This window comes from Thermoflexus sp. (assembly GCF_034432235.1).
In the GTDB taxonomy this organism is placed as follows: domain Bacteria; phylum Chloroflexota; class Anaerolineae; order Thermoflexales; family Thermoflexaceae; genus Thermoflexus.
The window spans coordinates 66,411-77,885 of record NZ_DAOUCJ010000029.1 but is presented as its reverse complement, the minus strand read 5'-3'; the positions used below and the strand labels follow the sequence as shown (position 1 = coordinate 77,885).

10 protein-coding genes are annotated in these 11,475 nt (G+C 65.0%); 5 read left to right on the top strand and 5 right to left on the bottom strand.

The annotated features are described in order from the left end of the window. Positions 1–302 precede the first annotated feature (302 nt). The 4 genes from VAE54_RS03395 (at position 303) to VAE54_RS03380 (ending at position 3,717) form a co-directional block, all read left to right on the top strand. Complete coding sequence (locus VAE54_RS03395; RefSeq protein WP_322800526.1) at positions 303–1,541, top strand: hypothetical protein; 1,239 nt, start codon at positions 303–305, stop codon at positions 1,539–1,541. 20 nt (positions 1,542–1,561) lie between these two features. Further along, the gene (locus VAE54_RS03390; RefSeq protein WP_322800525.1) at positions 1,562–1,876 is read left to right on the top strand and encodes a hypothetical protein; all 315 of its coding nucleotides are present in this window, start codon (positions 1,562–1,564) and stop codon (positions 1,874–1,876) included. Between the two features lie 53 nt (positions 1,877–1,929). Beyond that, on the top strand, positions 1,930–2,154 hold the full coding sequence (locus VAE54_RS03385) for a hypothetical protein (protein ID WP_322800524.1): 225 nt from the start codon (positions 1,930–1,932) through the stop codon (positions 2,152–2,154). A gap of 63 nt (positions 2,155–2,217) precedes the next feature. After that, positions 2,218–3,717 (top strand): hypothetical protein, encoded by a 1,500-nt coding sequence (locus tag VAE54_RS03380; protein WP_322800523.1) that lies wholly within the window; start codon positions 2,218–2,220, stop codon positions 3,715–3,717. A gap of 304 nt (positions 3,718–4,021) precedes the next feature. Here the strand turns inward: VAE54_RS03380 and VAE54_RS03375 are convergent, their stop codons facing one another. The 5 genes from VAE54_RS03375 to VAE54_RS03355 form a co-directional block, all read right to left on the bottom strand. Next, the gene (locus VAE54_RS03375; protein ID WP_322800522.1) at positions 4,022–5,068 is read right to left on the bottom strand and encodes a homoserine dehydrogenase; all 1,047 of its coding nucleotides are present in this window, start codon (positions 5,066–5,068) and stop codon (positions 4,022–4,024) included. A gap of 79 nt (positions 5,069–5,147) precedes the next feature. After that, complete coding sequence (locus tag VAE54_RS03370; RefSeq protein ID WP_322800521.1) at positions 5,148–6,278, bottom strand: hypothetical protein; 1,131 nt, start codon at positions 6,276–6,278, stop codon at positions 5,148–5,150. A 196-nt stretch (positions 6,279–6,474) separates the two neighbouring features. Next, positions 6,475–6,897, bottom strand: a complete 423-nt coding sequence (locus tag VAE54_RS03365) for a GIY-YIG nuclease family protein (protein WP_322800520.1) — start codon at positions 6,895–6,897, stop codon at positions 6,475–6,477. Between the two features lie 115 nt (positions 6,898–7,012). Further along, the gene (locus VAE54_RS03360; RefSeq protein WP_322800519.1) at positions 7,013–8,359 is read right to left on the bottom strand and encodes a Glu/Leu/Phe/Val dehydrogenase; all 1,347 of its coding nucleotides are present in this window, start codon (positions 8,357–8,359) and stop codon (positions 7,013–7,015) included. A 168-nt stretch (positions 8,360–8,527) separates the two neighbouring features. Further along, positions 8,528–9,796, bottom strand: coding sequence for a Glu/Leu/Phe/Val dehydrogenase (locus VAE54_RS03355; protein ID WP_322800518.1), 1,269 nt, complete (start codon positions 9,794–9,796; stop codon positions 8,528–8,530). 500 nt (positions 9,797–10,296) lie between these two features. Between VAE54_RS03355 and VAE54_RS03350 the strand changes: the two genes are divergently transcribed. After that, positions 10,297–11,463 (top strand): MFS transporter, encoded by a 1,167-nt coding sequence (locus VAE54_RS03350; RefSeq protein WP_322800517.1) that lies wholly within the window; start codon positions 10,297–10,299, stop codon positions 11,461–11,463. Positions 11,464–11,475: the final 12 nt, after the last annotated feature.

The following is an 11,475-nucleotide window of genomic DNA, read 5'->3' as shown; positions in this document are numbered from 1 at the left end:
ACGGCCTCGTTTACAACCCCGGCGAGCAGCCGGTGGAGGGATTTACATCGCCCCTATGGCTGCTTCCCATGCTGGGAACATACCTGTTCGGGATCCCGATGGAAAGCGGGGTGCTCCTTGTGGCCTGCACCCTGACGGCAATCTTGCTGGGGCTGGTGATTGGGACCATAGGGACCGAGAAGGGGTGGCTTTCCCCCGCCACCCTTTTTATCGGAATATGGATCCTGAGCATCCCCAGCTTTGTGATCTGGAATACCATCAGCCTGATGGATACGGTGCTCCTCTCGCTGGGGGTGACCAGCGTGGCAATCGCCCTGTGGCGTGGCCTTCCTACATGGATCGCAGGCGGATTGGTTGCCTTTCTCATCCTGTCCCGCCCAGAAGGAATGATCTGGGCGCTGGGCTTCATCCTGCTGGACATCGTCAACCATCGCGCCCGAGGCCGCAAAATCAATACGGGCCGGACCCTCACCCTGCTGGGGATCGGTGGAGCCATCCTGATCGCTCTAACCGTATGGCGGCTTAGCCTGTTTGGAGATTTCCTGCCCAACACGTTCTACGCCAAGCGTGTCCCACCCGCACAGGCGCTGCGAAGCGGCGTGATTTACTTTCTGAAGTTTGGGATTACCTACTGGATGGGTCTCACTGCCCTGCTCTGGGGTGTTCATACCATCCTTCGCCACCTTTCTACCCTGATCAGCGCCCTTCGCGGCTCGGATAGAGAGAAGCCACCCGGAGCCCTGATCCGTCTTTTCCACATGACCGGGTTGGCACTGCTGGGTGTTTCCATCCCTCTGATGACCGGCGCCGACCATTTTCCTATGGCACGCTTCTATCAGCCGATATGGCCGATCCTCGGTCTCCTCCTGATCGCCCTTGGGGATCTGCAGGCAAACCTGCTCCCCATCCCTTACAGATTTCGTGTGCTCACGTTTTGCCTCTGCTTGCTTCTCCCCTTCATCAATACAGACAATTGGCTGAATTTGTGCCTCTCTCGATGGAATATCTCGCCATCCACACCAATTGTTTCATTGCCTGAATGGCATAAGATGCAAATGCGGTTCGAGTTTTACCTCCCACGAGAGAAAAGCTTGCTGGCCCATCGGATGAATCTTCTCTTCGCCCCTGCACCGCCACGGGTTGGCATCGTCACGGCCGGTCGATTCCGTCTCGATTATGAAGGGCCTGTGCTGGATCTTATGGGACTGAACCATCGGGAGATGGCGCACAGCCGTCGATGGCATCCGGGCTCCGTGCCTGGTCATGTGGCATTCAACCCGGAGGTGCTCTTCCGAGATCCCCCTGAGCTCCTCCTGCCTTACGATCATACGGACGGATACGGATGGCAACTGTTCCTCAGGGATTTCCAGTTCAACCAACAAGTTTTGTATAACCTGCTGACCTCCAGAATGTTCGAAGACCTCTACCAGCTTGTCGAAATCCAGAGAAAGGGGATTACGATCATTGCCTTTGCGAGAAAGGATTTCATCCGCCATCTTATCTCTCAGGGCTATAAGGTCGAATTGAAATCATGGCCATGATCCGGGGAGGAGCACGGATCATGCGGGGAACGGTCTATTGGGTCATGCGATGGCCTTTGCTGATCGCTGCGGGCGCCATGCGCTTTGCGCTCTCCGAGCGGATCCTGACCTCTCCATCCTTCATTCGCCTGGACGACTTCGTTGAATACGGGGCGGCTGGCCGGCTGCGCCTCACCGGCGGCAACCCGTATGATCCGGCCCAGGTGCTCCGCCTGGAGCGGGCGGCGGGCCGGCCCGTCGAAGAGGCCGTTATGCTCTGGAACCCCGTGGGCCCTTCCGCTGTTGATGCCCTTCGGCGCCCTGCCCGATCCGGTTGCCCGCCGCCTTCGGCCTAAGGTTCCGGCTTCAACGGGCCCGGCATCGCCCCCCTTCCCTCCCGGAGCTTCCCATGGGGACCCTGCTCTCCTTAGCGACCGCCGCCTACGGATGGACTTTCGACCTGACCCTGGCGCTCGTGGGGCTGATCCCTGCCTTCATATGCTGCCCGGCGCCGCCGATCCCGATCCGCTGGCTCGGACTGATCCTTGCCTACGGGCTCCTCGATGGCGTTCTGCTGTTCACTTCCATGCCTCAGATTTCTGGGCAGGACCAGCATGGCTGTTCTGGTTCCTGATGGCGCAGGAGGCAGGGAAGCCGCCCGCTTCTACCCGTCGATCCGATACGGGAGGGATCTTCCATGCGAAACGTCATGGCGCGGCTGAAGGCTCCCGTTGATCTCCTCTGGCCCCTGGTGGTGCTGGCGGCCTTCGGGGTGCTGGTCTCGTTGATGCCGCTGCCGCCCAACGATTTCTGGTGGCATCTGCGGATCGGGGCGCTTATCCTCGATGAGCGGCGCATCCCTGCCACCAACATGTTCGGCTGGACGATCCCCGCGGAGGCGCCCTTCACCTACGGGGCCTGGCTGGGGGAGGTCCTGCTGGCCCTGCTCGTTCGCGCCGGGGGGCTCCCCCTCGCCATCTTCGCGCGCAACCTCCTGGCCCTGGCGGCCTTCGCCCTCATCGGCTGGGAGGCGAGGCATCGGAGCGGATCCTGGCGGCTGGCCGCCTTCGTCCTCGCCCTCGCCGCCGGCATGTCCCTCAACAACCTGGTGCTGCGCCCCCAAATCTGGTCCTGGCTCCCCTTCGTCCTTTTCTATCTCTCCCTCGCCCGCCTCGGGGAGGGATCCCGATGCCGGGCCGCGCTGCTGATGCTTCCCTCTCTGATGGCCTTCTGGGTCAATGCCCATGGGGCCTTCATCCTGGGCCCGATACTGCTCCTCCTCTTCCTGGCCGGCGGGGCGCTGGAGACGCTCCTCGGGCAGCGCGCGCCCTCAACGCTGCGCCCGCTCGCAGGCATCGCCATCCTCACCCTGCCCGCGATGCTGCTCAACCCCCAGGGGATCGGGATCCTCCATTACGTCCACCGCCTGCTCACCGACCGGCCCAGCCAGACCCTGGTGGTGGAGTGGGCTTCCCCCACCCCGCATGGGATCGCCAACCTCACGTTCTACGGGAGCGTGCTGATCCTGCTCCTCGCCCTCGCTTACTCCCGTCACCGCCTGAGGCCCACCGAGGCGCTGCTGATCGTGGCTTTCCTCTGGTTAGCCTGGAACGGCCAGCGATATGTGATCTGGTTCGGGATGGTGGCCGCCCCCATCCTGGCACGGCTGCTGGCCGGGGCGCTGCCGCCATGGCCATGGCCGAGCCCGCCGCCCCGCCGGCTGAACACCCTCCTCGCCGCCATGCTCTTCCTGCCCGTCCTCGCCGTCCAGCCCTGGTGGGTGGAACGGATCCCCCTGCCGGAGACCTACTGGCGGCAGGTGTGGCGGGGGCAGGCCATCGGCCCCCTGATCGGGATCGAGACGCCGGTGGATGCGGTGGAATACCTGCGGGCGCATCCCGGGGGGCGCCTGTTCAACGAGATGGGCTACGGGAGCTACCTGATCTGGGCCCTGCCCGAGCAGAAAGTCTTCGTGGACCCCCGGGTGGAGCTTTACCCTTACGAGCTGTGGCTGGACTACATCCGGATCTCCCGGGCGGCCCGCTACCATGAGCTGCTGGAACACTATGGGGCGGATCGCCTGCTGATCGATCGGATCCTTCAGGAGGAGCTGGCCCGCGCCCTGGAGGCGGACCCGCGCTGGGAGAAAGAGTTCGAGGGGGCGCGGGCCCAGGTGTGGCGGAAGAGGCGGTCATAGGCGGGAACGTCGAATGAATTCGACCTCCAGAGGCCTCTGGCCAGTGGCCGGCCTGCGCCGGCCGAAAAGGTTTTCCGCGTCGGCGCCGGCTGACGCCCGGCGCGCAAGCGCCTCAGAAGGCCGATTTCCATCGGCGTGAGAGGCCTCCGGCCAACGGCCGGCCTCCGCCGGCCAAAAAGCATCTTCGCGTCGGCACCGGCTGACGCCCGGCGCGAAGCGCCTATGGAGGCCGATTTCCAATCGGCGCGATCCGCCGGCGCGTGAGGCGCAGGCACCCCCCAGGGCCGATTTCTATCCGCGGTCCCTATCCCCAATGGCCCCGCGCGACGTTGATGAGATCAGCCAGGATCCCGAAGGCCGTCTGGGCGGGTTCGGGCTCATGCTCGATCAGAGTGAGCTGTTTTAAAGTATCCGTGCGCAGGGTGATCACCGAAGAGGTCCCGCGCACATGGGCCAGGAGATCCTCCAGCGGGACCGCCTCCGGGGCCACCCGGGCCCGCACCGCCCCGTTCTCCCCCCGCTCCACCGCGCACACCAGCTTGATCCGCCGTCCCTCCTCTCGCGCCGCCTTGAGATCCTCCGGCCGGATCCCCCGGATGCCGGTCCGCTCCACCTGATCCGGCCGCAGATCCGCCTCCATCCACACATTGGCCAGCACGCACGTCTTGACCGCTGCGTCCCATCCATCGATGTCATTCGATGGATCGGCCTCAGCGATCCCGATGGCCTGGGCCTGCCGCACAGCCTCCTCAAAGGGGATCCCCTCCTCCATCCGGGTGAGGATGAAGTTGGTGGTGCTGTTGAGGATAGCCCGGAAGCCCAGGATGTGGGTGGCCGGCAGCCCCTCGCGGACCAGGCTGAAGAGCGGGGCGCCGTCCATGACCGTGGACTCGAAGAGAAAGGCGCGGCCGCGGGAGCGGGCGAGCTCCCGCAGCTCCCGGTAGGCGAAGGCCAGAGGGCCCTTGTTGGCGGTCACCACATGCCGACCCGAGCGCAAGGCCGCCCGAACGTGGTCTGTAGCCGGCTGTCCGGTGCGCGGATCCAGGACGGTGATCTCGACGACCACATCCGCCGGGCACCGCTCGATGAAGGCCAGGGTCTCCCGGGGAGCCGGGCTCCGGCTGAGGGCGCTCAGATCCCCGCCCCGCTCCACCGCCTCCAGGGCGGCGACCAGATCCAGCCCCTCCGGATCCCATGCTGCCCCCCGGCGGGCGGTGATGATCCCGGTGATCCGGATGTCGAGATCGTAACGATGGCGGATCTCCTCATGTTTTCTCAGGAGCAGCCGGGCGAAGGCGCGCCCCACCGCCCCGAACCCGATGAGGGCCACGCGTTGAAGAGCTGGGGTCATCGTTTCCTCCTTCCCATCGATGCTCTGCATGTGGGGGCCAGTTTACCACATCCACGGTCGGCCATCCCCTCCGAATCATTCATCGATCCGTATCGATGGATCGCTCGCCGTGGGTGTAACGCCGAACGGCCTCGTAGACGGGCCGGGGTCGGAAATCCAGATCGAGGAAGGCGTATCCTTCGAGGACCGGATCCTCCCGCCATGGGTAGCGCAGGGCCCACATCGCCACCACCGGGCACCACGGCCAGTTCCGCCGCGCGTATTCATAGGCCCGCACCGTGTAATCCGCCCGCACCTCCGGCGGAAGGCCGTGATCGTATTCGGGCGATTCGTTCCAGCCTGTCTCGGTGATATAGATCGGCCGATCGTCCCCATAGGCCCGCATGATCGCCCGCATCAGCTCCACCCGTCGGAAGTTCAGGCGCCGGGGGTCCGGTGGCTCCTCCGGCGGGTTCCCGAACCCATACGGATGCATCGCCCACCCATCGATGTAAGCGGCGATCCCCCGCTCATAGACCTCCCTCAAGAACCGCAGGTCGTTCATCGCGTGGGGCGAATCCTCCAGGGTGGGGGCCGGCCCGCCGGCCAGCACCGGCAGATCGGGCGCCACCTGCTTGACCGCTGGATACACCGCCCGCATCAGCGCGACGAAGCCCCCCGGATCCGAGGGCCGCGCCCCCCATTCGATATACAGATTGGGCTCGTTCCAGATCACCAGGGCGGCGATCTGATCCCGGTAGCGGGCCGCGAAGGCGGCGACGAAACGGGCGAAGGGGAAAACCGCCTCGGCCCCCAGGTAGGTGGCCGGGGCGCGCCAGGGGCGGGCCCACGTCGGGACCATCCCCATGCGGGCGATGACCTTCAGGCCCTCCCGTCGGGCCAGGAAGATCCGCAGGTCGCTGTGCGCCCAGGTGTAGCGGCCCGGCTCCGGTTCCAGATACGGCCATGGGAAAAACTCCACCACCCACGCGGCTCCCATGGCCCGGGCCATCGCGAACGTGCGGTAAATCCGCGAAGGATCCACCTCATCAGTCACCCGGGTGTGCACGCCCACCTTAGGGTTCAGGGTCTCAGGCGCTCGAGGGGGGGCCAGCGTCAGGGGGAGCGGCCCTCTGGCCGAAGATGGGACGATCCAGAGCATGAGGGCCAGGATCCGGCCGGCGGCTCGAAGCCCGGCGCTCCAGGGGCCTTTCGCGGTGAGCGCACGCACGGCTCTCCTTCCCGAGGGCGAGGATCCCCACTCGCTCCTATGTTATCGGCGAAGCCCATGACCAGCGATCTCCCCGAATCCCCTATCCCGGAGCCCTCGGACCGAACCCCCCGGCCCCCTTCCCTACGAAGGAAGGGGGAGCCTCAGAAATCCCCCCTCCCCGCTTCGGGAAGGGGAAATCGGGCGGAACTCCAGATCAAACCGGATGCAGCCCCAGTTCCAACATCAGCTGGTGGAACCCCGGGACATCGGGGACCGCGAAGAGATGGGTCGGGCAGCGGCAATCGCTGCTGCCGAACCGGGGGATCGCGGGGGGCAACCGCTGTGCCAGCGCGCGGGCCAGCCGGCACTCCAGGCGGGGATCTTCGGCCTCCATCACGAACGCCCCGCGCCATGTGCCGGCGGCCAGCAGGAAATCGATATGCCAGCGACGGGTGGGGTTCCGGCCCTCGGCCACCTCCCGATGGCGCTGCAGCCGCCGGAGCCCGCCCGGGCCCTGCGCAGAGCCCACATAGGCATAACCGCCGTCCAGATGCCAGCGCCCCAACCGGCCGATCTGGACCTCCCCGGATACCTCCAGCCACAGCACGTAAACCCCACGGGCCGGCCCTCCGGACATCCCGAACCTTTCCTCTATAGGCTCTGGGTTGCCCTCTCCAGAGGAACCCAATGGGTGAGGGGTTGCCTCAGGGGATCCGCCAGGTCCCTCAGACCCTCAGGGAAGCGGCCTCCCCCTACGGGTAAATGCCTCGAATCAGGGTCGCCTGAGCGACGCGCCAGATCGCCAGCGCCTGGGCAGCCGTGCGATAGTCCCCCGGCTTCAGCCCATGGCGGCGCAGCTCCTCTTCCTTCGCCAGCACCTCGTAAAAAGCCCGCTTCAGGATCCGCTCCATCCGCTGATTGATCTCCTCCTCCGTCCAGAAGAACGACTGTAGATCCTGCACCCACTCGAAATACGAGGCGATCACCCCCCCGGCGTTGCACAGGATGTCCGGCACAATGAAGACGCCCTTCTCGATCAAGATCTCATCCGCCTCCGGTGTGGTGGGCCCGTTGGCTCCCTCCGCCAGGATGCGCGCCTGGACGAAAGGAGCGTTGTCCGCGGTGATCTGGTTCTCCATGGCCGCGGGGATGAGCACATCCACCTTCATGGTCAGGAGCTCCGCGTTGGTGATGGGCTCGGCCTCGGGGAACCCGACCACCGTCCGGTGCTGGCGAACGTGATCCATTAATTTGGGGATATCCAGTCCCCTGGGGTTGTAGAGGCCCCCCTGGACATCGCTGACGGCCACGACCCTGGCCCCCATCTGGTGAGCCGTGAGGGCGGCATAGGAGCCCACATTCCCGAAGCCCTGGACGGCGATGGTGGCCTGATCGATGGGGATCTGGTTCCCTTTCAGGGCTTCGGCGACCACCATCATCACGCCACGCCCGGTGGCCTCCACCCGGCCCACCGTCCCCCCGATCTCCAGGGGTTTCCCGGTAACCACAGCCGGTTGGGTGAATCCGGTGTGCATGGAATACGTGTCCATAATCCATGCCATGATCTGAGGGTTGGTCCCCACATCCGGGGCGGGCACATCCCCACCCGGATGCATCAGCAGGCTGATCTCGGTGGCATAGCGGCGGGTGAGGCGCTCCAGCTCCCGGGGGGAAAGCTTCGCGGGATCCACCGCCACACCCCCTTTGGCCCCCCCGTAGGGGATGTTCACCAGCGCGCATTTCCAGGTCATCCACATCGCCAGCGCCCGCACCTCCTCCAGCGTGACGTCCGGATGATAACGGATGCCGCCCTTCGTTGGGCCCCGGACGGCGTTGTGGTGCACCCGGTAGCCGGTGAACATCTGAATCGAACCGTCATCCATCTGAACAGGGAAATTGACGATCAGCTCCCGCTTAGGGCGGCGCAAGAATTCGATGAGCCCCCTCTTGAGGGGATGACCCGAGGCCTCCAGGATGCGGGCTGCCTTATCGAACTGAGCCAGCGCCGCATTCCAGGCCTGGAGGCCCTTTCGAATGGCCTCCGGCGAGGGCGAGTAGAAAGCGCTGTAGGAAACCTCCACCGAGCGTTCCACCGCCATAGTTCCCCCTTTAAACGGATGTGGATGAAACCCTGGGGCTGGCGAGCTGGCCTTCTCCCAAAGCCTTCAGGGGAAATCCAAACAAAGGCGAAGGCGGCAAGCGGAAAGCCGCTGCCGCCTTCGCCTGCCCGCTCAGGCAGGCCCGCGGGGCTGCCCCTTCCAGGGTTTCTACACCCAGCCCCGCAACCGCATCGCCTCAACCACCCGCTCGATCGCTACGATATAAGCGCCCAGCCGGTTATGCACCCGGTAGCGCCGCGCGGTCTCATGGACCGCATGGAAAGCCGCCGTCATTTTCTCATCCAGCCGTTGATGGACCTCTGCTTCGCTCCAGTAGTAGCCGTAGGCGTTCTGCACCATTTCGAAGTAGGAGACCGTGACCCCGCCTGCGTTGCACAGGAAGTCGGGGATGACATAAACTCCATTCTCATAGAGGATGTGATCGGCCTCCGGCGTGGTGGGTCCGTTCGCCAGCTCCGCCACGATGCGGGCCCGGATACGCGGGGCGTTCTCCGCGGTGATCTGGTTCTCCAGAGCAGCGGGGAACAGGACCGTCACCGGGAGCTCCAGCAGCTCCTCGTTGGTGAGGGTATCCGCCCCCGGGAAGCCCACAACAGTGCCATGCTCTCGCTTCCAGGCCGACAACGCGTTGAAATCCAGACCCTTCGGATTGTAAACCCCACCCTGGGAGTCGCTGACGGCCACCACCTTCAGGCCCAGGAGCTCCGTCCCCAGCCGATGGGCGTGCTGGCCAGCGTTTCCATAGCCCTGGATGGCCGCGGTGGCCCCGTTCAAATCGAGGCCGAGCACCTTCGCCGCCTCCCGGGTGACGTAGATCCCGCCCCGGGCGGTGGCATCCTCCCGTCCCCGGCTTCCCCCCAGGGGCAGGGGCTTGCCCGTGATCACGCCGGGCGCGTTGTAGCCGACGATGGTGCTGTATTCATCCATCATCCAGGCCATGATCTGTGGGTTCGTGTAAACATCCGGCGCGGGCACATCCCGCTCTGGGCCGATAAAGGGGGCGATGGCCCGGATGTAGGCCCGGCTGATCCGCTCCAGCTCCCCCTGGGAGAGATGCTTGGGGTCGCACACCACGCCGCCCTTCCCGCCGCCCAGAGGCAGATCCATCACCGCGGTCTTCCAGGTCATCCACGCCGCCAGGGCCCGCACCGTATCGATGGTTTCCTGGGGGTGATACCGGATGCCGCCTTTCGCGGGCCCCCGGGCGTCGTTATATTGCACACGAAAGCCCCGGAAGATCCGGATCGACCCGTCGTCCATGCGAACAGGGAAGGTCACCTGAATCTCCAGCTTGGGCCAGCGAAGCATCTCATGCACGTGAGGCTCCAGGCCGATCACCTGGGCGACCTCGTCCAGCTGCCTCTGAACGATCTCAAAGGGATTCAGGGTCTCCTGTCGGATCTGTTCCACCGCCATGGCGATCGCTCCTCAAAAAGGATGTCCACCTAAAATCCATTCGCTGGTGGTCCTTCGATTTCACCGGGAGATCGCTCTGGATCTCGCTTCCGCGGGATACGGGTTGCGGAAAGGGCGGCCCATCCATTGGGTCCGCCAGAAAATAAAACGGGGCCACCTCGGGCAAGGTGGCCCCGTTTGATTGCATCCAGATCCGCTATGGGGACAATTTTCCACAGCCTCATCGGCTCAATAAGGGATCCTGAGATGAACCCATTTTCATTTTACTAAGAATACGGGTGCCCGTCAATTCCCGGCCCGGACCATGGGACTGCTCCCCCTTATGCTGCCCTTCTCCGCATGGCTTCTCGATCGAGAGAAAACGCTACCGCCGTGCCGGGAGCGGCCGCACGATGGCGGGGAGGAGCCGCCGGATTTCCATGCGCCCATCCCGGATATGGGCTATGATCTGGGCTATTATCATGGAGGGCTGTTCCCCAAATGCTCTGGAGGTGCGGCTGATGCCCGTTCCGACCCGTTCGCATGCTCTGCGGCTGATCGCGCTCTTCGGGCTGGTCAGCCTGATGGCCGATGTGACCTATGAGGGCGCCCGCAGCATCCTCGGACCATACCTGGCCTTGCTGGGAGCCAGCGGGATCGTGGTCGGCATGGTCAGTGGCATCGGAGAGCTTATCAGCTATGGACTGCGCCCGCTCTATGGTTACCTGGCGGATCGCCTGCGCCGGCCGTGGATGTTCACGATCCCGGGATATGCGATGAGCGTGCTCGCGGTTCCCCTCCTGGCCCTGGCCCGCACCTGGCCAGCCGCCGCCTTCCTGATCCTCATCGAGCGGCTGGGAAAGGCGGTCCGCACCCCGGCCCGGGATACCATGCTCTCCTATGCGGCCAGCGAGGTCGGGCCGGGGAAAGGGTTTGGCCTCCATGAAGCCCTGGATCAGATCGGAGCAGTCGGAGGCCCCCTGCTGATGGCGCTGATCCTTCAGCTATCCGGGCGGTATGATCTGGCCTTCGGGATGTTGCTGATCCCCGCGCTGCTCACCCTGGGCCTCCTGACGGCCGCTCGCCTGCTGTATCCGACCCCGCACCAGCTGGAGGCCTCCCCCGGGGATCGGGGGAAGACCCTTCCGCAGGGGACCGCCGACCCGCGCTTCCGGCAGTATCTGGCCTTCGTCGCCCTGAGCGTCGCCGGGCTGGTCCACTTCCAGCTGCTCTCGTTTCATCTGAAACAGGCCAGGCTCCTGCCCGATGCGGCGATCCCGGCGCTGTTCGCTGCGGCCATGTTAGTGGATGCGGCCGCCGGCTTGCTTTTCGGGATCCTCTATGATCGCTTCGGCCTCCGAGTTCTGATGGCGATCCCGGCTTTCAGCGCCGTTGTGGCTCCTATGGTCTTCTCGGGCTTCCCGATCCTGTGGTTCACAGGTGTGATGCTTTGGGGAGCGGTGATCGGGGCCCAGGAAACCGTCATGCGGGCGGCCATCCCCGCCCTGGTGTCCCGGGAGGAACGCGGCACCGCGTATGGCCTGTTCAACGGGATCTATGGGCTGGCCTGGTTCCTGGGCAGCGCGGCCATGGGGGCGCTCTACGATCTCTCCCGGGGAGGCGTCATCGCCTTCGCCATCGGGATGGAACTGATCGCCCTCAGCGTCTTCCTTCGCATGCCCCGCTGAGGGGCGATATGC